The sequence below is a fragment of the Microbulbifer aestuariivivens genome (genome assembly GCF_039545115.1).
GTDB classification, from domain to species: domain Bacteria; phylum Pseudomonadota; class Gammaproteobacteria; order Pseudomonadales; family Cellvibrionaceae; genus Microbulbifer; species Microbulbifer aestuariivivens.
In genome coordinates, this window is the sequence record NZ_BAABRT010000003.1 from 63,353 (window position 1) to 85,966 (window position 22,614).

The following is a 22,614-nucleotide window of genomic DNA, read 5'->3' on the forward strand; positions in this document are numbered from 1 at the left end:
CATCAAGACTGCGGAATTCACTATGCCAAGGCTGAGAGCGCTACACCTCGCCAAACAGTACAAGAAAAGAAAGGTGGTTCAGGACGTCTCCGTCGAGGTCAGCAGTGGCCAGGTCGTGGGCCTGCTGGGCCCAAATGGCGCCGGCAAAACCACCTGCTTCTACATGATCGCGGGGCTGGTACAGGCCGATGCCGGCCAGGTGCTCATCGATGATGAGGACATCACCCGTCTCTCCATGCACGGTCGCGCCCGCAAAGGGATCGGCTACCTGCCGCAGGAGGCCTCAGTGTTCCGTCGCCTGTCCGTGCGCGACAACATTCTCGCCATCCTGCAGACCCGCAAGGACCTGTCCCGCACGCAGCGGGAGGATGCCCTGGAGGAACTGCTGAAAGAGTTCCACATCACCCACATAGAGAGCAGCCTCGGCATGGCCCTCTCCGGGGGCGAGCGGCGCCGGGTCGAAATTGCCCGCGCGCTGGCCACAGACCCGGACTTCGTCTTGCTGGACGAACCCTTCGCCGGTGTCGACCCCATCTCGGTCAACGACATCAAGCAGATCATCCGCCACCTGCGCGACCGCGGTATCGGCGTACTGATCACCGATCACAATGTGCGCGAGACGCTGGATATCTGCGAGAAGGCCTATATCGTCAGCGAGGGCCATATCATCGCCGCCGGCAGCCCCGCCGAAGTGCTTGCCAACCAGCAGGTGCGCGAGGTGTATTTGGGACACGAATTCACCATCTGACGCGCACCCGCGCCCCGTATCGCACTGTTGCGCCGTGGGGCGCAACTCCCGCCTTCACCGCGCCTATTCACCGCAACTTTCACCGCAACTTTCACCGCAACTTTCACCGCAGATTGCCCGTAAATAGTAGGCATAGTTATTGCTTGTAATCCGCTCAGACGGGGGGTAGTCTGTTGCGTCGTTCAAGTCGATTCATCCGCCGAACGCGTGTAAGCCCACCGTATGAAGCAGTCCCTGCAGTTAAAACTCGGCACCCAGCTGACCATGACGCCGCAGCTTCAGCAGGCGATCAGGTTGCTGCAGCTGTCGACCCTCGACCTTCAGCAGGAAGTGCAGTCCGCGCTGGACAGCAACCCCATGCTGGAAGTTGATGGCGAGGATTTCGGCGACCGAAGCGGCGACAGCACAACGGACGAAAACAGCCAGTCTAAAACCAGCGCCGAGCGCGAGCGCGAACACGACCAGAGAGAGGCATCCACCGCCCCTGAACAGGAGCCAGAGTGGAACTCCGACATCCCCACCGACCTGCCCGTGGATACCCAGTGGGACGACATCTACGGCTCTGGCAGCTACAGCGGCAGCCAGGATAGCGAGGACAGCGGTTTCGAGCAGCGCAACGCCGCCGGTATCGGCCTCGCCGACCACCTGCTGTGGCAACTCAACCTGACCGGCCTTTCCGCCGAAGACAAGCAGATCGCCGAGACACTGATCGACGATATCTCCCCCGCCGGTTTCCTGCAGACCCCCACCGCAGAGCTATCCGCAGCACTGCAGGTCGAGGAAGACGAGCTGCTCGCCGTACTGAAAACCATCCAGCAGTTCGAGCCCGCCGGCTGCGGCGCTCGCGACCTGCGCGAATGCCTGCTGTTGCAACTGCGCCAACTGCCTCCCGGCACCCCGTGGCTGGATGAGGCCAAGCTGGTGGTGGACAAATACCTGGAGCTGCTCGGCAAGCGCGACTTCCGCCAGCTGAGCAGACGCACCCGCCTGAGCGAGGCGCAGCTGGGCGATGTGGTGCGCCTTATCCAGACGCTGAACCCGCACCCGGGTGAGGGCTTCAGTGGCGAGGAGACCCAGTATGTGGTGCCGGATATTATCGTCAGCCGCCGCGAACAGCGCTGGCTGGTGGAGCTGAATCCGGAAACCACCCCGAAGCTGCGCATCAACAGCAGCTACGCCTCGCTGATCAAGCGCGCCGACAACTCCAGCGACAACAGCTACCTGAAGGACAACCTGCAGGAAGCCCGCTGGTTCCTCAAGAGCCTGCAGAGCCGCAACGAGACTCTGCTCAAGGTCGCCTCCAGCATTGTGGAAAAACAGCAGGGCTTCCTCGAACAGGGCCCGGAAGCCATGCGCCCCATGGTGCTGGCGGACATCGCCGAGAGCATCGGCATGCATGAGTCCACCATCTCCCGCGTGACCACGCAGAAGTTTATGCTCACACCTCGCGGGGTTTTCGAGCTCAAGTACTTCTTCTCCAGCCATGTGAGCACCGACTCCGGTGAAGACGCCTCCTCCACCGCCATCCGCGCCCTGATCCGCAAACTGATCGACGCCGAACCGCCGCGCAAACCGCTGTCTGACAACAAAATTACCCAGGAGCTGGACAGCCAGGGCATCAAGGTCGCGAGGCGCACCGTGGCCAAGTACCGGGAGTCCATGGGTATTCCCTCATCCAGCGAGCGCAAGCGCCTGGTCTGACCCTTCCCAAAGCCAAATCCTGACCGCACTTATGCCGGCGGTCACAGCCCTCTGGCGCCCGTTCATACGGGCGTGACAACCGAAGCGCGAAGTTTGAGTGTATCCTTCCAATCTGGCGAACTTCCTAGTAGGGTTGCCGCCCTGAAGGGGGTAGCGCCGGAAAGCGATACACTCTTTGAGGAGATTTCCATGCAGATCAACATCAGTGGCCGTCACCTGGATGTAAGCCCAGCTCTTCGTGATTACTGTCTCGAAAAAATGGACAAGCTGGTTCACCACAACGACCTGATCACCACTGCGCAGGTTACCCTGTCGATCGACAGGGAAGTCCAGCGCGCGGAGGCCCTGATGCATGTCAACGGGTCTGAAGTCTTCGCCAACTCCGAGGCGGATGACATGTACGCGGCGATCGACGGCCTGACCGACAAGCTCGACCGCCAGCTGTTGAAACATAAAGAGAAGTTGCGCAAGCACCGCTAGCTTATGACATTGGATGCATTACTCTCTCCCCGCCTGAGCCTCTGTAATCTGGCGGGGAGCAGCAAGAAGAAGTTGCTGTTGAATATCGCCCAGGCCATTGCAGAACAATATCCACAATTCGATTCCGACACTGTTTTCAACCAGTTGATCGCCCGTGAGCGCCTGGGCTCCACGGGCATTGGTGAGGGGGTGGCCATCCCGCACTGCCACCTGCCCGGGTGCGAACATCCGATCGGTGTGCTCTGCACCACCGACCCCGCCGTCGACTTCGACGCCGCAGACCGCCAGCCGGTAGACCTCCTGTTCGCCCTGCTTGTGCCGGAGGGCCACGAACAGGAACACCTGGACACCCTGGCGCAGATCGCGGGCCTCTTCAGCGACAGCCGCGTGCGCGACAAACTGCGCGCGGCCGAAACCGGCGACGAGCTTTACGCGCTGGCCATCGACAGCTCTGCCGCTGCATAATCAACGCCATTCCGCAGCAAATTTCAGCGGCTGGAGGTCCCAGCCGTCTGCAATCCGCGCCTGTTGACTGAAGGATCTGCATTCATGCGCTTGGTAATCATCAGTGGCCGCTCCGGCTCGGGGAAAAGTTCCGCCCTGCAGCTGCTGGAGGATGTGGGCTTCAACTGCATCGACAACCTGCCGGCCAGCCTGCTGCCGGAGCTGGTGCGGCGCGTCAGCGACCAGCCCCCGGTGGATAACACACGTCTGGCGCTCGGCATCGATGCCCGCAACCTGTGGCAGGATGTACAACAGGCGCCAAGGGTCATCGACGAGCTGCGCCAGAGCGGCATTCACTGCGACGTCATCTACCTGGACGCCCGTTCGCCCGTACTGGTTCAGCGCTTCAGCGAGACCCGCCGCAAACACCCGCTCAGTGACAACCGCACTCACCTGCTGGAAGCCCTGAACCAGGAAAAGGAACTCTTGGCACCGCTGGCCGCCATGGCCGACCTGGTAATCGACACCAGCAGCCTGAGCCTGCACCAGCTGCGGGATCTGGTGAAAACCCGCGTGGTGGGCAAAGCCAGCCCGGGAATGGCGATTCTGTTCCAGTCCTTCGGCTACAAGCACGGCGTGCCGGTGGATGCGGATCTGGTATTCGACCTGCGCTGCCTGCCCAACCCCTACTGGATTGCCGAGCTGCGCCACAAAACCGGCCTCGATCCCGAGGTGGCGGAGTTCCTGCGCGCTCATCCTGAAACCGCGGACATGGAGCGGGATATCAAGAGCTTCCTGGAACGCTGGCTGCCCTCATACCAGAAAAGCAATCGCAGCTACACCTGCGTGGCAATCGGCTGCACCGGTGGCCGACACCGCTCTGTCTATATGGTGGAACAACTGGCCAGATACTTTGCCGGTCACTTTGACAATGTGCAGATCCGCCATCGCCAGCAGCAGAAATAGGCTGGCCGGAGAACAAAAAATGCAAAAAAGCAGACTGGAAATCATCAACAAGCTTGGGCTGCACGCCCGCGCGGCCAGTAAATTCGCACAAACCTCCGCGCGCTTCGGGGCCGATGTGCGCGTCCACTGCCGCGGTAAATGTGTCGACGGCAAAAGCGTAATGGCACTGATGCTGCTGGCGGCAGGCAAAGGCACCGAGTTGGAGCTTGAAGTCAGCGGCAGCGATGAAGAGGCGGCTCTGGAAGCCATCGCGGCACTCATCGCGGATCGCTTCGGCGAGGGAGAGTAACCTCCGTCGGCCTCCCCCCTTTTGCTGGCGGGCGCTCCCTTATCCGCATAGAATCCCACTCTCCGCGCAGTAACCAGCTCACCGCAACACGCCCGCAGCCGAGGAAAAGCCGTGTCCGCCCCCCCTTCCGCCGAAATCAACTTCCGCGCACAGAGCCAGCTCAGTGAGCTCTTTACCGCGCTGGACAGCGGTACCGGGCAGGAAGTGCGGCGGATGCTCGCCACCCTGAGCCCGCAGAGTATTGCCCAGCTGCTGGAGAGCTCGCCACCGCGCATTCGCCATATCCTGTGGAAACTGATCGACAAGGAGATCGAGGGCGACGTCCTGCAGGAGCTCTCCTACGACGTGCAGAGCCAGATCCTCGCCACCATGGACACCGAGGAAATGGTGGCGGTGATGGAGGGTCTCGACGCTGACGACGTGGCCGATATCCTGCAGCAATTACCCGAACGCGTGATGGCCGAAGTCCTCTCGGCCATGAGCGAAACTGACCGGGAGCGCGTCGAAAGCGTACTGGCCTACGACGAGGAAACCGCCGGCGGCCTGATGGACACGGACACCATCTCCGTGCGCCCCAATCTCAGCCTGGATGTGGTCCTGCGCTATCTGCGGCGCCACGAGCAACTGCCCGAATCCACCGACAGCCTGTTCGTGGTCAATCGCCAGGGGCAGTACATCGGTCAGCTCCCCCTTGCACGCCTGCTTACCACCGATCCCTCGGTGACCGTGCGCGAGGTCATGAGCACTGACGTGGAGCCGATACCCGCGCAGATGCCGGATACCGAGGTGGCGCGGCTGTTTGCCAAGTACGACTGGATCACCGCGCCGGTGGTCGACGACAAACAGCGCCTTGTGGGCCGCATCACCATCGATGACGTGGTGGATGTCATCCGCGAAGATGCGGACCACTCGTTGATGAGTATGGCGGGTCTCGACGAGGAGGAGGACACCTTTGCCCCGGTGCGCAGAACCGCGCCTCGCCGGGCCGTGTGGCTGGGCATCAACCTGCTCACCGCCCTGCTCGCGTCCTGGGTCATCAACCTGTTTCAGACCACCATCGACAAGGTGGTGGCACTAGCCGTGCTGATGCCCATTGTCGCCAGCATGGGCGGCGTGGCCGGCAGCCAGACCCTGACGGTGGTGATCCGCGGCATGGCCCTTGGGCAGATTGGCCGCAGCAACCTCAACTGGCTGCTGTCGCGGGAACTGGGTTCGGCGGTGCTCAATGCGATCCTGTGGGCAGTGGTAATCGGCGTGATCGCGGGCCTGTGGTTCGATGACACACGGATTGCCCTGATCATCCTCGTGGCAATGGTGATCAACCTCATCACCGCGGCGCTGGCGGGGGCTATTCTGCCGGTAGCTCTGAAGGCCATGCGCATCGATCCGGCCCTGGCCGGGGGCGTGGCGCTGACCACCGTGACCGACGTGGTGGGCTTTATGGCCTTCCTCGGCCTCGCCACCCTGTATTATGGCTAAACCTATTCATGGCCTAGGGCTTTTATGACTGAGGGCTTTACCGCTAACAGCATTCATCGCCAAAGACCCAAACCCAATGACCCTAAGGCCAATGACCGCAACCCCAACGACTGAACGCTATGTACGATCACGAAGATTTTGACGACGACTTACCCAAGAGCAAGACCCAGGTCAAACAGGAAATGCACGACCTGCAGGAGCTGGGACGGCAACTGACCGAACTGGGGCCGGCCCAGCTGGCGGAAGTGCCCCTCGACCGGGATATGCGCGAGGCCATCGAAACCCTGCACCGCATTCGCTCCAACGAGGCGCGCCGGCGCCAGCTGCAATATATCGGCAAGCTGATGCGCTCAGCCGATAGCGAGGCTATCCAGGCGACGCTGGATAAATTCAAGGAGCGCGACCAGCAACACCTGCGTTTTGATCGCATGGCGGAAGACTGGCGGCGGCGCCTGCTGGAGGATGGAAAAGAAGCCCAAAGTGCCTTCTTTGCAAGCTATCCCCAGGCCGATCACCAGCACCTGCGACAGCTTGTGCGGGATGCCAGTCGGGAAATCCAACACCAGAAGCCGCCCGCCAGTCAGCGCAAGCTGTTTCGCTACCTGCGCGACCTGTTTATGCAAAGCGAGTAGTGCGCGCCGCGCCACCAATACCCAGTGGCTGTGGCTATTCCGTCCACAGAATCCATCATAAGAAAGGGCCCCACCATGACTGGTGGGGCCCTTTCTATTTACCGCGAGTTTTGCTTCCCAGCAGGTAATTGAAACTACTCCTCGGCGCTGGTCTCCGCCTGCCATTTGAACAGGTTGAGCTCGATGAAGAAGAAGGCCACCAGCCACAGGAATGAATCCCAGAAGTCGAGGAAGCTGCCGTTAACACCCCAGTAAACAGCACACAGCAGCAGGGTAAAGTAGAGCAGCGCCTTGATGACCTGGGAATAGCGCATGACCGCATCCGACAGCTGATGACGCAACTGCAGCCATACATCGAACGCCAGAATGGCCACCACCAGCAGCCAGGCACCGGCGTTAATCACATCGGTCCACGCCAGCCACTTGATATCTCTCCAGGTCTCCACACTACCCAACACCTGAGCGCCAGCAAGGCGCAGCACCTGGGTATCCGCAAGCCCGGCGCAGTTCTCTGCCGCCAGCGGGATATAGGTGTCCTGACCGATCACCATCAGCCAGTCGCCGCGTGCCGCCAGCTCACAGGCCGACTGGCTCACTGGCAGCAGGTTGGTTAGCGAAGCCATCTCCGCCACATAGCCGTAGAAGGAATAGACGATAAACAGGTAACAGAAAGCGGATACGCTGTTCAGAGCCCACTTCACCCAACCGCGGATTTTATCGTCCGGCAACACGAAGGTTTCCAGCTCGAACACCAGCAGCAGCAATACCCATGCGAGCGTATCAATAGAATCGTTGTAAGTTTCGATCAACCGACCAAACTGCACACCGTCGACGAACAGGGTGTTAGCAGCGGCGTGATTCTCAAGGAAAAAAGCGTATGCGTTATGGGCGAGTAACAAATAAACCGTGTATTTGAACACCCGGAACAGGGTGTAGCGGTTGAAGCGGGAACCCGCCAATGTGGCCACCTCTGACATCTACTCGGACCTCTATTATTGATTATATTCGGGGAGTCCGGGCGCACGCGCGCGTGCCGCACGCACCACCCCGGCACCACCTCTTGCGGCCCGGCGCCGATCAGTCAAGCCGACGCTGGCAGCCTACAATATCGAACAATTATTCGGTTTTTGCAACCGCCGGTACAAAATCCAGAGCCAGGGAGTTGAGGCAGTAACGCAGCCCGGTGGGCGCCGGTCCATCCTTGAAAACATGCCCCAGATGCTCACCACAGCTGGAGAGAACCTCGGTGCGCTTCATGCCCCAGCTATAGTCCGTTTTTAATACCACATGCTGCGGATGCGCGATGTCCCAGAAGCTGGGCCAGCCGGTGCCGGAGTCAAACTTGTGCTCGGAACTGAAAACCGGCAGCCGGCAGCCCGCCGTGACATAGGTGCCCTCAGCTTCGTTATGCAACCACTTGCCGGTAAATGGCCGCTCCGTGTCTTTTTCCCACAGCACCGCATACTGGTCCGCGGGTAGCAACTGCTTCCACACCGATTGGGGAATTGCCGACAAGTGCGCGCCCGTGTCGATATTCGCCCTGGCCTCGGCCACCGTCATCGTCTCGTCACGAACCTCGCCGCGCTTCTCATTTCCGCCGCGATCATCAGCTTCACCACAGGCAGGCAGGATCGAAACCAATACCAGTAAAGGCAACAGCATCACACTTCTGTACATCAGCATCCCTCTCTCCTCTTTGCCCCATGGATTTTTGCTAGCGCAAACAATTGGAGTACTGGCACAGGTTACAGTTCCGGCTAACCCGCCGAGTGCTCGGAATCCGCGGCGGGGGTATCGGCGCCATCCTCCGGCTCGCCGTTGTGTTCCGCCTGCCTGCCGTTCGTCTGCCTTTCGCCCGCCTGCCCTTCGTCCGCCCGTCTCTCGCGCAACAGGCGGCCCTGCTGCTCAGCCTCGCTGCCCTGCCGTGTTGCGCCATCGCCATCGAAAAGCTTGTCAAAACGCACTTGCGGATCGGCCCAGTCACCGCTGATGCGGTAACTGACACTGGCGACATTGTTCACCTGTTTTTTGAACGCCTTACTGATCAGGTAGACCCCCGCCGCCGCCGGCAGGCCGCCGGCCAGTGCGGCAACCAGCGCCAGGTTATTACCCACCGGCAGAGTCGCCACCAGGCTGAGGTCCAGGTCCTCCTGCACCAGATTGACCCGGCCCGCCATTTGCAGCTCACTGGTGGGCCCCTCGACCTGAATGGGTACGGCGATCAGCAGCTCGCCCTCTCCCTCAAAGAACACCTCACCGCGCACGCGGTCGAATGCCATCCCGCTCTGGTAAAGGTCCGAAAAGTCCAGCCGCAGGCGACGCGCCCAGGTATCGAAGTTGAACAGCGACAGCAGCCGCAGAAGCGCCGAACCGGCATTGTCACTCGCGCGCAAAAAGCGCCCATCGCGAATGTCGATTTTCAGTTCACCGTTCATCTGCCGGGGAGTGATCTGCAGGGGGGAGCCATCCCAGCGCAGTGCCATGTCAAAAATGGCCGACTGACTCTCGATGAGTGGTTCCTGGCTCGATGCGCGCTGGACATCCGCCAGATCTTTCGCACTGAGGCGGCCGATAAACTGCGAGGATTCCACCCCATCGGCATCGCGCATCCACATCAGCTGAGCACCCAGCTTGTTGGCGCCCTCACCACGACCCTCGACCCTTACCCCGCGCGCTGCGCCGATGATGTCGCTGACAACGAGGCGCTCCGCGGAAGGGCGAACACGGAACGACCAGCGGCCGTAATTATCCTCCCCATACCACAGGCTCTGGGTGCTGAAATCCATATGCGGCAGCTGGGTGAAGTCGAAGCCCGCCAGAGGATCCGGCCTGTCGGCGCCATCCTGGGATTGAGTCTGGAGTTGTGCCTGTCCTTGCGCCTGCGCGCGTTCTTCCCCTGCGGTTTGCAGAGGTTCAGTATCCTGTGGATCCGGAACCGGCAGGCGCAGATGCTGCAGCTGCACCTGCAGTGGCGTTTCCGCACCGAGCACGCCGCTCACACTGCCGGCAGCCATCTCACTGTCAAAGCTCAACTGCCAATCGGCACCCAGCCCCCGCCCGCTAACGTGGATATGTTCCACCGTCACCGCGCCGAGCAGCAGTTGGTCGGTGCTCAGGTCGAGACGCAGCGGCAGCGGATTCTCGTCCGCCAATTCACCTGTACTCTGCCGCTCGGGATCGCCGTCGCTGTATATCTGCAACAGGTCGCGCCAGCGGGGGAAATCGATACTGGAGAGGTCGCCGGTAATGGAGATTCCCCGTTCATCGGGAAGCTGCGCCTGGGCATTGAGCGCAATCGCTGCGCGATCAAGCGCGCCGTCCACCTGCCAGAACTGCCCCTGCAGATGTTCGCCGTAGCCGAGGTGATAGAGGTTCCCCTCGGTACCGATGGGAATGCGCAGGACAAACTCCGTGCGCTCCTGAGCCGCTTTGCCCAGGGGCGCGGGCAGATCCACCGCCACTCCCGCCAAATCGGAGTTCACCTGAACAATCGCCGAATAGGGAAGCTCGCGCTCAGCCGCGGGGATGGTCACCAGGGTGCGATAATCCAGCTCGCCGTCCATCCAGTCGAGTTCCGGCCGACCACTCCACTCGCGGACGCTCTCGGTCGCGGCACTGCCGCGAATAACTATCTGGGTATCCCGCTGTTTCCCCTCCTGCGGATGGGTAATCTCGGCGTTGAGGTTGCGACCCCACAGCAGCCCTTCGAAGCCGCTGCCGGCCAGGCCGGTCTCAGAATCGAAGCGCACTTCACCCTTGAGTCCACGAACGTGCAGATTCAGCGGCTCCATCAACAGGTCGGCCCGCTGCAGTTCTACCCGTACAGTCTGGCGCGGTGCCTGAGCGGCACCACCGAGCGGCTGCTGCAGAGCGAGATCGCCGGTCATATCCCCACCTAGGCGCCAGCCATCGAAGTCTGTGCCCAGCCGCTCCCGCAGCGGCGACTCCTGCAGCAGGCGCAAACCATCCCCAGCCGGGCCACTGAGGCTGGCGTGAACACCGAGCATGGCCCCATCTCCCGATGGATCCGGGTTGATCTTCACCTCGATCTCCCGCGCTTCGATATTCCACAGGCGCGCAGTGGACGCATTGACCCGGGCATGGCGATCATAGATTTTCAGGCGCGCATCCAGCTTGCGCGCCTGAGGCCAGCCGCCGGCAAACAACAGCTCCGCATCGCGAATTTCTGCGGCCAACTGCACAGTCTGCCGCTGCGGATGTTCACCCAGCGCCAACAGGCTGGCGTCTGCGCCCCGTTTATAGGCGTAGCCGCGATAAATAAAACCTGCTTGGCGCACGCGCCCGGGATTGTCCTGACCGACAGCCGCGTCAAGCCACTTGCGCAACTCCTCACTGGTGGTGAAAGGCACCAGTAAACGCTGCGCACTCAGGGGCGCATCATGCAGCCCCAGCGCCAGGGTCAATTCCGTCGCCCCGCTGTTGGGCGTGAACGGCAGCTGCAGCAGAAACTGCCCGTCGATCTCACCGATGGCTCCTCGCAGAGACAGGGGTCCGGAGTAAACCTGCACGGAGTTTTTATCGCGGTCTATCGCCCAGGACAGCGCGCCACGCAAACGGTCGAGTTCAAATGGCTGCTCATAGAGGTTGGGGAGGTGCAGCGTGAAGCCCTCCGACGCATCCAGCATCACGGTGCCGCTGCCACCGCGCATGCGCAGATAACCGTTTAGCTGCTCTATCGCCGGGGAACCCTTGTAGGCGGCTACGGTGATGTCCCGCAGCTCGGCTGACAGGGACACCTGCGCGTCGCCGTCGCGGGAAAACTGCAGGCGCTGCAGCCGACCTGACGGAGAGAGTGCCTGCAGCCACTCATCGGCGGGGCCACGCAACAGTTGCATCCGCTTCAGGATGCCGCTCCAGACCGCCAGATCAACAGTATCGACGGCGAGGTGGAAGCCCTGGCCTGCACTGCCGCGGGCCTGCAGATTAAAACTGGGAACCGCGAGATCCCGCCAACCAATCTTCACTTGCTGCAGGGCGATGCGCCAGCTTTGCCCCGGATGCCAATCGCCGGAAATATCTCCCGCAACAGAGTCCAGGGGTGCCAGCGCCGCGCCTCCGCTACCGCCAACGTGCTCGCTTTCTGCCTGTTCAGAAGGTTCCGCTGCCGTGTCATCCGCGGCCTGTGCCAAATCCAGGTGGCCGCGCAGCTGGTAGCCGCCACTGCGCCCATCCAGCCACAGACTGCCTCGCGCTAGCTTGGGCCCAGACCAGTGGTAGCGATCCGGCAGGGGGGTAAGCCGTTGCAGCAGGTCGAGCACGTCGGCGTCCACCAGCAGTTCATTCAGCTGCAAATAGCCGCGCAGGTGAAAATTCTCTCTGTCCCGGGGATTTCCCCGCCCCTCAAGAATCAGGCGCAGGGTCTCATGCTCCGCCGTGGCCTGCGCCCGCTGGGCATCGGCTTCATCACTGGGGCGACTGCTGGGGCGACTGATAGAAGCTTTACCTATCAGGCGGTGGAAATCGCCACTGTTTTCCAGCAGTACCTGCGGCAAATAAAGCTCCGCCAACTGACCGTCGTCGAGGCGCACAGAGATACTGGCATCGCGAATTTGAATCTTCGGCCCCAACTGGAAAAGCCGGGCCGGATCGCCCATCTGCCTCGGCGCGCGGGCCTCGCCAGCGGACATGGGCGCAGAGGGGAAGCCATTCAGCTGCCACTGGCCGGCAGCGTTGCGGTGGGCCCCGGCCTTGAACTGACGAACCTCCAGGTTTTCCCAAACCGGGTCCCGGTTCCACAAAGTCGACAACAGGTCGAGATGAAACAGGCCGTAACCCATCTGCATCTCACCCTGCTCACCAAGCCGCAAGCCCTCCACCTGCAACGCCACCTCGAGCGCTTCCCAGCGCACCGACAGGCGCTCCACCTGCACCGGCACACCGAGACGGGCGGACAACCAGGCGCTGATCTGCGGACGGAATTCCTGCACATAGGGTGAGAGCAGACGGCCGGTCTGCACCAGGATGGCGAGAGAGATCACCAGTGTGATCACCAGCAGCCAGAACTTGCGCGCCAGCCAGCGCAGCAGCGGGAGCAACCGCGCCATCAACGCCGAACCTCCCCCGTGGGCGGCCGCGCACTGGCACAGGGCATGGGGACACAGGACGTGCCAGCGCAAAGGATGCTATCGCGCAGGCGAAAATCATGCCGTGGGCACTCAGACCAGAACAATATCGTACTGCTCCTGGTTGTAAATGGGCTCCACCTGAAACTGTATCGGTCGACCGATAAACTCTTCCAGGTCAGCGACATTGGCAGACTCTTCATCCAGCAACAAATCGATCACAACCTGGCTGGCGAGCACCATGATCTTCTCACTGTCATAGGCCCGCGCCTCGCGGATGATCTCGCGGAAAATCTCAAAACAGACAGTCTCGGCGCTTTTCAGTGAACCGCGTCCCCCGCAAACCGGGCAGGCCTCACAGAGAATCTGACCGAGGGATTCACGGGTCCGCTTGCGGGTCATTTCCACCAACCCCAGCTCGGAAACACCGGTGATGCTGGTCTTGGCGTGATCCCGTTCAAGGGCTTTCTCGAGGGTGCGCAGCACCTGCCGGCGGTGCTCCGGGTCTTTCATATCGATAAAGTCGATAATGATGATGCCGCCGAGGTTGCGCAAGCGCAGCTGGCGGGCGATGGCGGTGGCAGCCTCGAGATTGGTTTTAAAGATGGTTTCCTCGAGATTGCGGTGGCCAACAAACGCACCGGTGTTCACATCGATGGTGCTCATGGCCTCGGTTTGCTCGACGATCAGGTAACCGCCGGATTTGAGCGTCACCTTGTTGTGCAGCGCCTTGCGGATTTCCTCTTCAACCCCGTAGAGGTCGAATAGCGGGCGCTCGCCGGGGTAGTGCTCCAGGCGGCCGGCGATCTCCGGGGCGTACTTACTAGCAAATTCCGCCGCGCGCCCATGGGCCTCGCGGGAGTCGATACGGATTTTTTCCGTATAGGGGCGCGCCAGGTCGCGCAGGGCGCGCATAAACAGCGGCAGGTCCTCGTAAATCACCGACGGCTGTGGACGGCTGCGAATACGCTGCTCGAGTTCATGCCAGAGCTTGTAGAGAAAAGGAATATCCCGCAGCAGCTCTTCCTCGCTGACCCCCTCCGCCACCGTGCGCAGAATAAAGCCGCCGTCGCCCTTCTGGCCCTCCTCGGCCAACTTGGCGCTGGCCAGATCCACCAGTCCCCGCAACCGTTCGCGCTCACCCTCGTCTTCGATCCGGTTGGAAATACCGATATGCCGGGTCTGCGGCATATAAACCAGATAGCGGGCCGACACGGACAGATGGGTAGTCAGGCGGGCGCCCTTGCTACTGATGGGATCTTTGACCACCTGCACCACCAGCGACTGCCCCTCGCGCACCAGGGCGCGGATATCCGCCACCTCCGACTCACGGGATTCCATGCCGTCTTCATCCAGCGGGGCGATATCGGATGCGTGGATAAAACCCGCCCGCTCCAGGCCGATATCCACAAATGCCGCCTGCATGCCGGGCAGCACACGCACCACCTTGCCTTTGTAGATGTTGCCGACGATCCCCCGGCGCGCGCTGCGCTCCAGGTAAACTTCCTGCAGGACACCATTTTCCACCAGAGCCACGCGGGTCTCTGTGGGCGCCACATTGATCAACAGCTCTTCGCTCACGGGCTTCCCTCTCCCTGCCAGTAGCGGATACCGGCGTTATCCAGCATCGGCACCAGTGCCTCCAGCGGCAAGCCGACCACATTGGTGTAACTGCCGCTGACCGAGGTCACCAGCGCCGCACCGAGCCCCTGAATGCCGTAGCCACCCGCCTTGTCACGGGGCTCGCCGGTCTGCCAGTAAGCCTCGATCAACGCCGGCTCAAGGGGTCGAAATCGCACTCGCGTCTCCACCGTTTCACACAGCGTGGGCTGCGGGCCGGTCAGGCAGATTGCGCTCAGCACGGAGTGCTCACTGTCGGAGAGGAGGGACATCATGGTGGCGAAATCATCGAAGTCGCGGGGTTTTTCCAGCACCTGTCCGGCGGCAACTACAACCGTGTCAGAACCCAGTGACCATTCCGGCACCAGAGCCCCTTCACCACTGACAAGGGCCAGGCCGGCAGCGGCTTTTTCCCGCGCGAGTCGCGCCACATAGACGGCCGGGGCCTCCCCCGGGCCGCGCTCTTCCGCTACCGCCGTCGGCCGCTGCACATAGCGCACCCCGATCTGCGCCAGCAACTGGGCACGACGCGGGGAGGCGGAGGCAAGCAGAAGTGGTTTGTCGGCGGGAGTATTCGGCACTGCGGTCTTTATTGTTGGTGAGTCAGCGAGGGATTATAGCGCTATCGGTCGAAAAATGATCGCCTCTTTGCCCCGTTTAAAGCAAACTGGTGCTGGCCATGCGGCAAAATGTGACGGCCTTCAGAGTGACTGTTGCGCCAGCACTTATAAGTAGAACATCTATCCAGGTCTACAGGCATTCAGCGTACCTGCAGACGTCCCGCCACCAGGTTGAGCCAGGGGGTCACGCAGGGCCAGAGCAATGCCGTGGTGATCGCCGGCCAGAGAAAAGTCAGGCCCGGCACCGGTTTACCGGCCAGACTGTGCACCCAGTTGCCCACCAGCTGCTGAATCCCTACCAGCACGAACACCCACAGCAGCTGCTGCGCGGAGTTGAAGGCGCGGGTCCGTTGATAGGTCAGGAGACTGAAGTAAGCCAGCACTGCCAGGGCCAGAGCATGACTGCCAAGCGCAGCGCCAGTCACCAGATCTTGCGCCAGGCCCACCAGCCAGGCGAAACCCACCCCGAGGCTCTGGGGCATACGCGTGATCCAGAAGATAACCAGCAGCGCGGTAAAGGAGGGGCGAAACCAGAGCCAGTTTTGCGGCAGCGGCATGACCGCCAGCAGCAATGCCATGACCACCGAAGCGATAATGACCCAGCGGTTATTCGCTTCCAACGGACTGCTCCTCGCCGGACAGGACGGCGAGCACAAAGCGGCTGCGATTCATGCGCCCGCGGGGCTGCACCTCGGCCTCGGCGAATGGCCGCCCGGGATCGCGGGTGACCGAAACCACCTCGCCCACCGGGTATCCCGGTGGAAAACGACCGCCGAGCCCGGAGCTCAACAGCAGGTCTCCCTCGCGGATATCACTGGTATTGGCCAGGTGGCGCAGCTTCAGTCGATAGAGGTCGCCCGTGCCCTCGGCCACGGCGCGAACGCTGTTGCGCAATACCTGTACCGGCAGGGCATGGCTGGCATCGGTAATCAGCAGCACGCGGCTGCTGGAGCCGCCGGCCTCGATTACCTGCCCGAGCAGGCCCGCCGCGTCCATAATCGGCGTACCCACAACCACACCGTCGTCCCGCCCCTTGTCGATCACGACCACATGCTCCAGCGGGTCCGGCGACACGCCGATCACCTGCGAAACCAGCACCCGCTCGTCCAGCATCTCGGCAGAGTTCATCAACTCCTTGAGCTGGGTGTTCTCCGCCTTCACCGCCGCCAGCAGTTGGCTGCGCTGCTCCAGCAGCAGCAGCTGCCGCTTCAGACGACCGTTTTCCTCCAGCAACTCCTCGCGCGTGCGCAGCTGGTCGCCCGCCCAGCCGGTGACACGCGAAGGGGCGTCGGTCAGCCAGTAGAAGGGGGTCACCAGAGCAACCGCACGCTCCCGCAGCGGCTGCAGCCAGTCTGTGTAGTGATTGATCAGTATTAACGCGGTCGCCGCGAGCCCCAGCAACAGAATGCGGGACTCGGGGGAGGGACCTCGGGTAAACAGCGGCTTAATGGGAAACCCCCATTAATAAATTCATTTTTATTATCAGTTGGACACCAGGTACAGGCGGCTTTTGTCCATCATATCCAGCGCCTTGCCACCACCGCGAGCCACACAGGTCAGCGGATCGTCGGCGACAATCACCGGCAGTCCGGACTCTTCCATCAGCAGGCGGTCCAGGTCACGCAGCAGCGCGCCACCACCGGTCAGGACCATGCCGCGCTCGGCGATATCGGAGGCGAGCTCGGGCGGCGACTGCTCCAGGGCGCTCTTCACCGCCTGCACGATACCAGTCAACGGCTCCTGCAGGGCCTCGAGAATCTCATCGGAATTGAGAGTAAAACTGCGCGGCACGCCCTCGGCCAGATTGCGGCCGCGGACATCGATCTCGCGCACCTCACTGCCGGCATAGGCGCAGCCGATCTCTTCTTTAATGCGTTCGGCGGTGGCGTCGCCGATCACGCTGCCATAATTGCGTCGCACATAGTTGACGATGGCCTCGTCGAAGCGGTCGCCGCCGATACGCACAGAATCCGAGTACACCACACCGTTCAGGGAAATAATCGCAATCTCGGTGGTGCCGCCACCGATATCCACCACCATCGAGCCACTGGCCTCCTCCACCTTGAGACCGGCACCGATGGCCGCAGCCATGGGCTCCTCGATCAGCCATACCTCGCGGGCGCCGGCGCCCAGCGCGGACTCGCGGATCGCGCGGCGCTCCACCTCGGTGGACTGACAGGGCACACACACCAGAACCCGGGGGCTTGGGCGCATCCAGCTGTTCTCGTGCACTTTCTTGATAAAGTGCTGCAGCATCTTCTCGGTTACCTGGAAGTCGGCGATCACACCATCTTTCAGTGGGCGGATGGCGGTGATATTGCCCGGTGTGCGCCCCAGCATGCGTTTGGCCTCAACGCCCACCGCTTCCACAATCTTTTGCCCGTTGTAGTGGCGAATGGCAACAACAGAGGGCTCATCGAGAACCACACCGCGATCGCGAACGTAGATCAGCGTGTTGGCGGTTCCCAGGTCGATGGAAATATCACTGGAGAACATGCCGCGCAAACGTTTAAACATGGAGTTCGGTTACCTTGTACAAAATGACGACACCGCATGCGGGTGCGCGAGCGCGGACTGATTCGTCATCAAACCGGTTAGTCCGCGGGGTTTATTCTGAGTGCCGAAGCCCAACTCGGGGCTCTTGCCCGGCTCCGGGCGTACCTTTGGCAGAATCGGCAAACTCTAACAACCGCGCAGGTTCAGGGCAAGGCTGAATCCCCCTGCGCGCATCCGCACCCACCTCGGGCCGCAATCGGCAAGTGCCGGTGAGAATCGGCGACGACTGTGCTAAATTTGCGGCCCCCTGCCCGGCCTCGACCGCCTGGCAGCAGCAAAACCCCAAAAACAATTTCATAAAATGCAAGCTGGAGCCCATCCATGGCCGTTGACGCGCAAACCGTACATCGACTCGCCGAGCTGGCCCGCATCGCCATCTCCGAGGAAACCCTGGAGGACATGAGCGGCCGCCTCGGTGACGTGCTCAAGCTGGTTGACCAGCTGCAGACCGTCAACACCGAGGGCGTTGCCCCCATGGCCCACCCCCTGGACGCCATCCAGCAGCTCCGCCCAGACCAGGTGACGGAGGCTAACTGCCGCGAGCAAATGCAGGCGCAGGCACCTCAGACCGAAGACGGGCTTTACCTGGTCCCCAAGGTCATCGACTGAGCCCAGCAGTCCCGCTGCCCACCCAGAGATACGAACAACCCGGGAAGTTCATGCACCAGTTAACCATTGCCGACATCATCAAGGGGCTGCGCGAGCGGCAGTTCTCCAGCGTGGAGATCACCCGCCAGCTGCTTGCACGCATCCAGCAGCTGGACCCCAGCTACAACAGTTTTATCAGCGTGACCGCGGACAGAGCGCTGGCGCAGGCCGCCGCCGCCGATGCGCGCCTCGCCAGCGGTGACGCGCCAGCCCTGTGCGGCGTGCCCATTGCCCACAAGGATATCTTCTGCACCAACGGTGTTCGCACCAGTTGCGGCTCGCGCATGCTGGACAACTTCGTGCCACCCTATGATGCGGCGGTGATAGAGAATTTTGAACAGGCCGGCGCGGTCAGCCTGGGCAAGACCAATATGGACGAGTTCGCCATGGGCTCCTCCAACGAGAGCAGTTTTTACGGTCCGGTGAAAAACCCCTGGGATACCAGCCGCGTGCCCGGCGGTTCGTCCGGTGGCTCCGCCGCCGCGGTGGCCGCACAGCTTTGCCCCGGCGCTACCGCCACCGATACCGGCGGCTCCATTCGCCAGCCCGCGGCCCTCACCAACACCACCGGCGTCAAACCCACCTATGGCCGTGTATCCCGCTGGGGCATGATCGCCTTTGCCTCAAGTCTGGACCAGGGCGGCCCCATTGCCCGCACCGCCGAAGACGCGGCGCTGATGCTGTCGGTCATGGCCGGCAGCGATAGCCGCGACTCCACCAACCTGCAGCGCCCCGCCGAGAACTTCACCCGCGCACTCCACGAGTCGATTGCCGGCCTGCGTATCGGCGTACCCAAAGAATATTTCGGCGAAGGCCTGAACAGCGCCACCGGCGACAGGGTGCAGGCCGCGCTGGCAGAGTATGAAAAGCTGGGAGCGGAGCTGGTGGACATCAGCCTGCCGCACACCCACCTGGCGGTCCCCGCTTACTATGTGATCGCACCGGCAGAGGCATCCGCCAACCTGTCGCGCTTTGATGGCGTTCGCTACGGACACCGCTGCGAAAACCCCGCCGACCTGCGCGACCTGTACATGCGCTCGCGGGGTGAGGGTTTCGGAGAGGAGGTGCAGCGCCGCATCCTCGTCGGCACCTATGCGCTGTCCGCCGGTTACTACGACGCCTACTACAACAAGGCCCAGCAGGTGCGCCGGCTGATCAAGCAGGATTTTGTGCAGGCGTTCGAGAAAGTGGACGTGATCATGGGCCCCACGGCACCCTCCCCCGCCTTTGCGCTGGGCGCCAAACAGGCCGATCCGGTCAGCATGTACCTGGAAGACATCTATACCATCGCCATCAACCTGGCCGGCCTGCCGGCCATGTCGCTGCCCTGCGGCACAGTGGATGGCCTGCCCGTGGGCCTGCAGATCATTGGCAACTATCTCGACGAGGCGCGCATGCTCAATGTCGCGCATCGATATCAGCAGGCCACCGACTGGCATAACGCCAGCGCAGTCTAGGAGGCGAACACATGGAATGGGAAATCGTTATCGGGCTGGAGGTGCACGTGCAACTCTCCACCCAGTCGAAACTTTTCTCCGGCGCCAGCACCCGCTTCGGTGCCGCGCCCAACACCCAGGCCTGCGCCATCGACCTGGCCATGCCGGGCACCTTGCCGGTACCCAACGAGGAGGCCTTCCGCTACGCGGTGATGTTCGGCCTGGCGATGAATGCGGAAATCGGCAAGCGCTCGGTATTCGAACGCAAGAACTACTTCTATCCCGATCTGCCCAAAGGCTACCAGACCACCCAGCTGGCGGAACCGATTGTCGGCCCCGGCGAGGTGGAGATTCACCTTGAGGACGGCAGCAGCAAGAAAGTGCGCCTGCACCACGCCCATCTCGAAGAGGATGCCGGCAAGTCCCTGCATGAAGACTTCCACGGTATGTCGGGCATCGACCTGAACCGCGCCGGCACCCCGCTGATCGAGATCGTCTCCGAACCGGATATGCGCAGCGCCGCCGAAGCCGTGGCCTACCTGCGAAAAATCCACAGTATTGTCACCTACCTGGGTATTTCCGACGGCGACATGTCCCAGGGCTCCCTGCGCTGCGACGCCAATGTCTCGGTACGCCTCAAAGGCGAGGAAGAACTGGGCACCCGCACCGAGCTGAAGAACATCAACTCCTTCCGCTTTGTCGAGCGCGCCATCAAGGTGGAAGCACAGCGCCAGATCGACCTGATCGAGGACGGCGGCAAGGTGGTACAGGAAACCCGCCTCTACGACGCCGACAAAAACGAAACACGCTCCATGCGCAGCAAGGAAGTGGCCAATGATTACCGCTACTTCCCCTGCCCGGACCTGTTACCGGTTGAGCTGACTGACGAATATATCGACAGCATCCGCCAGCAGCTGCCGGAGCTGCCCGACGCCAAAAGCACTCGCTTTGCCAGCGACTACAACCTGTCCGCCTACGATGCCGACCAGCTGATTCAGGACCGCGCCACCGCGGACTATTTTGAGATTGCCGCCGAGCGCTGTGGGCAGCCGAAACTGGTGGCCAACTGGATGATGGGCGAGCTCGCGGCACTGCTCAACCGTGAGGAGATCGCCATCGGCCAGTCGCCGATCAGCGCCGAGCAGCTGGCCGGTCTCATCGAGCGCATCGTCGACAACACCATTTCCAGCAAGATCGCCAAGCAGGTGTTTGAAGCCATGGCCAATGGCGAAGGCGATGCCGACACCGTGATCGAGAAGCGCGGCCTGAAGCAGGTATCCGACACCGGTGCCATCGAGAAAATGGTCGACGACGTCATCGCCAACAGCGCCGCCCAGGTGGAAAATTATCGCGGTGCGGACGAGTCAAAACGGCCGAAGATGATGGGCTACTTTGTCGGGCAGATTATGAAAGCCTCCAAGGGGCAGGCGAACCCGCAGCTCATCAACAAGATTCTCAAGGAAAAACTGGACGCGCTGCTGTAACGGAAACTGGCTCCAGACTTATTCCCGCGAAGCTGGCAGCGGCCGGTTTCGCGTGGTGCGCATGAATCAATACGTGAAGCGCGCCTTTGCGAACCGGCCCGGACCTTTAACACCCGGACCCTTAATAAAAGCCGGCTCTCGCCCTCTTGGAATCAGCCACCTGCCGGAACCAATGACCAGTAGAATCCAGCACAGCCGGCCAACTGCAACTATACACACAAGGAATGAACCCGTGAGCCTGAAAAAAGACAAACAGAAAGTCCTCGGCGAAGTCTTCGACGATGAACGCATCTCCGACTTCCTGGTCGGCGACGCGCCCGAGGGAATGGAGCGGGACTTTTACCTGCTGGAGCGCGCCTACCGCGGCATGAAAGCGGAGAGCTTCGCCACTTTTGTGCAACTCTTCCAGGCCCAGGGAAATAACGTCAACGCCCACAGCCCGGAGGGGCAGACCCTGCTCGCCAGAATCGGCGAACACCGTCAGGGCAGCGACTACGCCAGCATACTTCGCGACGCCGGCGCCGAAGCCTAAGCGCCGATCGCGACTTATCCGCTACTTATCCGCTAATAGGGGGCGCGCTCATGACATCCAATCCAGCCCACGGCGTCGACGCCCTGCTAGGGGGCGCCAGGTTACTGACACGCCGGGAGCTGCGCCCATTTATCATCATGCCGCTGCTGATCAACCTGGTGCTGTTTGTCGCGCTGACTATCCTGATGCTCTCACAGATCAGCGGGCTGGCGGACTATCTGAGCAGCCTGCTCACGCACAGCCCGGTCAACACCGAAGACATGTCCTGGTGGCGCGCCATTATGGCCAAAGGCGCCGCCTGGGCGGCAGCGGCATTCCAGTGGCTGGCGTGGCTGATCGCCATCGCCGTGGTGGCACTGTTCCTGTTTGTGTATGGCTACGCCTTCGGCATCATCACCAACATCATCGCCGCCCCATTCAACGGTCTTCTCGCCGAGAAAGTTGAGGAACTGCTAACTGGCCGCGCACCAGCCGCAGAACCCCTGCACGCCATGGTGTGGCGAACCATTGGCCGGGAGCTGCGCAAACTCGTCTATTTTCTCGGCTGGGGTCTCGTGATCTTTGTGCTCGCCATGCTCACCAGCTGGACGGTCTTTATTCCGGCTATCCTAGGCGCACTCTGGGGCGCCTGGTGCATGGCGATCCAATATGTCGACTATCCCCTCGACAACCACCAGCGTCCGTTTGACGAACTGAAAAGCGTACTGCTGCGTCGCAAGTTCACTTCACTGGGGTTTGGCGGTGCGGTGATGCTGGCAAAAATGGTTCCAGTCCTGAATATTTTTGTGATGCCCGCAGCCGTAGCAGGCGGCACCCTGCTATGGGTGGAGCGCCTGCGCAGGGAGGGGGATCCCGGCGCTGAGATGACGCAAAGACATTAATTGAAGACCAATAAC

The 22,614-nt window shown here is 61.7% G+C and carries 21 protein-coding genes; 13 read left to right on the forward strand and 8 right to left on the reverse strand.

What is annotated here, in order from left to right:
* Window positions 1–22: 22 nt before the first annotated feature.
* The 8 genes from lptB (at window position 23) to yjgA (ending at window position 6,739) form a co-directional block, all read left to right on the forward strand.
* The gene (gene lptB / locus ABEA58_RS02595; protein WP_345548581.1) at window positions 23–748 is read left to right on the forward strand and encodes an LPS export ABC transporter ATP-binding protein; all 726 of its coding nucleotides are present in this window, start codon (window positions 23–25) and stop codon (window positions 746–748) included.
* Window positions 749–970: 222 nt separating this feature from the next.
* Complete coding sequence (locus ABEA58_RS02600) at window positions 971–2,449, forward strand: RNA polymerase factor sigma-54 (RefSeq protein ID WP_345548583.1); 1,479 nt, start codon at window positions 971–973, stop codon at window positions 2,447–2,449.
* A gap of 189 nt (window positions 2,450–2,638) precedes the next feature.
* Window positions 2,639–2,929, forward strand: coding sequence for a ribosome hibernation-promoting factor, HPF/YfiA family (hpf, locus tag ABEA58_RS02605; RefSeq protein ID WP_345548585.1), 291 nt, complete (start codon window positions 2,639–2,641; stop codon window positions 2,927–2,929).
* Window positions 2,930–2,932: 3 nt separating this feature from the next.
* Window positions 2,933–3,394, forward strand: a complete 462-nt coding sequence (gene ptsN / locus ABEA58_RS02610) for a PTS IIA-like nitrogen regulatory protein PtsN (RefSeq protein WP_345548587.1) — start codon at window positions 2,933–2,935, stop codon at window positions 3,392–3,394.
* An 84-nt stretch (window positions 3,395–3,478) separates the two neighbouring features.
* Window positions 3,479–4,339 carry an RNase adapter RapZ gene (gene rapZ / locus ABEA58_RS02615; RefSeq protein WP_345548589.1) on the forward strand — a complete coding sequence of 287 codons (861 nt, stop codon included), beginning with the start codon at window positions 3,479–3,481 and terminating at the stop codon, window positions 4,337–4,339.
* 19 nt (window positions 4,340–4,358) lie between these two features.
* Window positions 4,359–4,628: an HPr family phosphocarrier protein gene (locus tag ABEA58_RS02620; protein ID WP_345548590.1), complete on the forward strand. Its 270-nt coding sequence runs from the start codon at window positions 4,359–4,361 to the stop codon at window positions 4,626–4,628.
* Between the two features lie 111 nt (window positions 4,629–4,739).
* Window positions 4,740–6,107 (forward strand): magnesium transporter, encoded by a 1,368-nt coding sequence (gene mgtE / locus ABEA58_RS02625; RefSeq protein WP_425563505.1) that lies wholly within the window; start codon window positions 4,740–4,742, stop codon window positions 6,105–6,107.
* Window positions 6,108–6,226: 119 nt separating this feature from the next.
* On the forward strand, window positions 6,227–6,739 hold the full coding sequence (yjgA, locus tag ABEA58_RS02630) for a ribosome biogenesis factor YjgA (RefSeq protein ID WP_345548592.1): 513 nt from the start codon (window positions 6,227–6,229) through the stop codon (window positions 6,737–6,739).
* A gap of 134 nt (window positions 6,740–6,873) precedes the next feature.
* On the opposite strand, the gene ABEA58_RS02635 is transcribed toward yjgA, so the two are convergent.
* The 8 genes from ABEA58_RS02635 to ABEA58_RS02670 form a co-directional block, all read right to left on the reverse strand.
* Complete coding sequence (locus ABEA58_RS02635) at window positions 6,874–7,716, reverse strand: hypothetical protein (RefSeq protein ID WP_345548593.1); 843 nt, start codon at window positions 7,714–7,716, stop codon at window positions 6,874–6,876.
* Window positions 7,717–7,855: 139 nt separating this feature from the next.
* Complete coding sequence (msrB, locus tag ABEA58_RS02640; protein WP_345548594.1) at window positions 7,856–8,422, reverse strand: peptide-methionine (R)-S-oxide reductase MsrB; 567 nt, start codon at window positions 8,420–8,422, stop codon at window positions 7,856–7,858.
* A gap of 74 nt (window positions 8,423–8,496) precedes the next feature.
* The gene (locus ABEA58_RS02645; protein ID WP_345548595.1) at window positions 8,497–12,804 is read right to left on the reverse strand and encodes a YhdP family protein; all 4,308 of its coding nucleotides are present in this window, start codon (window positions 12,802–12,804) and stop codon (window positions 8,497–8,499) included.
* Between the two features lie 111 nt (window positions 12,805–12,915).
* On the reverse strand, window positions 12,916–14,403 hold the full coding sequence (gene rng / locus ABEA58_RS02650) for a ribonuclease G (protein ID WP_345548597.1): 1,488 nt from the start codon (window positions 14,401–14,403) through the stop codon (window positions 12,916–12,918).
* A complete protein-coding gene (locus tag ABEA58_RS02655) occupies window positions 14,400–15,023 on the reverse strand; it encodes a Maf family protein (protein ID WP_345548599.1) in 624 nt (207 codons plus the stop codon). The genes rng and ABEA58_RS02655 overlap by 4 nt, the downstream gene beginning before the upstream one ends.
* Window positions 15,024–15,202: 179 nt before the next feature.
* Window positions 15,203–15,682: a rod shape-determining protein MreD gene (gene mreD, locus ABEA58_RS02660; RefSeq protein WP_345548601.1), complete on the reverse strand. Its 480-nt coding sequence runs from the start codon at window positions 15,680–15,682 to the stop codon at window positions 15,203–15,205.
* The gene (mreC, locus tag ABEA58_RS02665; protein WP_345548806.1) at window positions 15,669–16,511 is read right to left on the reverse strand and encodes a rod shape-determining protein MreC; all 843 of its coding nucleotides are present in this window, start codon (window positions 16,509–16,511) and stop codon (window positions 15,669–15,671) included. Before mreC ends, mreD begins: the two co-directional genes overlap by 14 nt.
* A gap of 33 nt (window positions 16,512–16,544) precedes the next feature.
* A complete protein-coding gene (locus ABEA58_RS02670; RefSeq protein ID WP_345548603.1) occupies window positions 16,545–17,579 on the reverse strand; it encodes a rod shape-determining protein in 1,035 nt (344 codons plus the stop codon).
* A 360-nt stretch (window positions 17,580–17,939) separates the two neighbouring features.
* On the opposite strand from ABEA58_RS02670, the gene gatC reads away from it, so the two are divergent.
* The 5 genes from gatC to cysZ all read left to right on the forward strand — a co-directional run bounded on the left by gatC (window position 17,940) and on the right by cysZ (window position 22,599).
* Window positions 17,940–18,227 carry an Asp-tRNA(Asn)/Glu-tRNA(Gln) amidotransferase subunit GatC gene (gatC, locus tag ABEA58_RS02675; protein WP_345548605.1) on the forward strand — a complete coding sequence of 96 codons (288 nt, stop codon included), beginning with the start codon at window positions 17,940–17,942 and terminating at the stop codon, window positions 18,225–18,227.
* 50 nt (window positions 18,228–18,277) lie between these two features.
* Entirely contained in the window at window positions 18,278–19,723 is a 1,446-nt protein-coding gene (gene gatA / locus ABEA58_RS02680) for an Asp-tRNA(Asn)/Glu-tRNA(Gln) amidotransferase subunit GatA (protein WP_345548607.1), read from the forward strand.
* Window positions 19,724–19,734: 11 nt separating this feature from the next.
* On the forward strand, window positions 19,735–21,186 hold the full coding sequence (gatB, locus tag ABEA58_RS02685) for an Asp-tRNA(Asn)/Glu-tRNA(Gln) amidotransferase subunit GatB (protein ID WP_345548609.1): 1,452 nt from the start codon (window positions 19,735–19,737) through the stop codon (window positions 21,184–21,186).
* Between the two features lie 232 nt (window positions 21,187–21,418).
* Window positions 21,419–21,718, forward strand: coding sequence for a PA4642 family protein (locus tag ABEA58_RS02690; protein WP_345548611.1), 300 nt, complete (start codon window positions 21,419–21,421; stop codon window positions 21,716–21,718).
* 50 nt (window positions 21,719–21,768) lie between these two features.
* A complete protein-coding gene (gene cysZ / locus ABEA58_RS02695; protein WP_345548613.1) occupies window positions 21,769–22,599 on the forward strand; it encodes a sulfate transporter CysZ in 831 nt (276 codons plus the stop codon).
* Window positions 22,600–22,614: the final 15 nt, after the last annotated feature.

Coding starts and splice junctions, on each gene's coding strand:
- gatB (WP_345548609.1), top strand. CDS start 19,735: ATGGAATGGGAAATCGTTATCGGGCTGGAGGTGCACGTGCAACTCTCC.
- rapZ (WP_345548589.1), top strand. CDS start 3,479: ATGCGCTTGGTAATCATCAGTGGCCGCTCCGGCTCGGGGAAAAGTTCC.
- ABEA58_RS02670 (WP_345548603.1), bottom strand. CDS start 17,579: ATGTTTAAACGTTTGCGCGGCATGTTCTCCAGTGATATTTCCATCGAC.
- lptB (WP_345548581.1), top strand. CDS start 23: ATGCCAAGGCTGAGAGCGCTACACCTCGCCAAACAGTACAAGAAAAGA.
- hpf (WP_345548585.1), top strand. CDS start 2,639: ATGCAGATCAACATCAGTGGCCGTCACCTGGATGTAAGCCCAGCTCTT.
- ABEA58_RS02645 (WP_345548595.1), bottom strand. CDS start 12,804: ATGGCGCGGTTGCTCCCGCTGCTGCGCTGGCTGGCGCGCAAGTTCTGG.
- yjgA (WP_345548592.1), top strand. CDS start 6,227: ATGTACGATCACGAAGATTTTGACGACGACTTACCCAAGAGCAAGACC.
- gatA (WP_345548607.1), top strand. CDS start 18,278: ATGCACCAGTTAACCATTGCCGACATCATCAAGGGGCTGCGCGAGCGG.
- ABEA58_RS02635 (WP_345548593.1), bottom strand. CDS start 7,716: ATGTCAGAGGTGGCCACATTGGCGGGTTCCCGCTTCAACCGCTACACC.
- ptsN (WP_345548587.1), top strand. CDS start 2,933: ATGACATTGGATGCATTACTCTCTCCCCGCCTGAGCCTCTGTAATCTG.
- ABEA58_RS02600 (WP_345548583.1), top strand. CDS start 971: ATGAAGCAGTCCCTGCAGTTAAAACTCGGCACCCAGCTGACCATGACG.
- gatC (WP_345548605.1), top strand. CDS start 17,940: ATGGCCGTTGACGCGCAAACCGTACATCGACTCGCCGAGCTGGCCCGC.
- ABEA58_RS02620 (WP_345548590.1), top strand. CDS start 4,359: ATGCAAAAAAGCAGACTGGAAATCATCAACAAGCTTGGGCTGCACGCC.
- msrB (WP_345548594.1), bottom strand. CDS start 8,422: ATGCTGATGTACAGAAGTGTGATGCTGTTGCCTTTACTGGTATTGGTT.
- cysZ (WP_345548613.1), top strand. CDS start 21,769: ATGACATCCAATCCAGCCCACGGCGTCGACGCCCTGCTAGGGGGCGCC.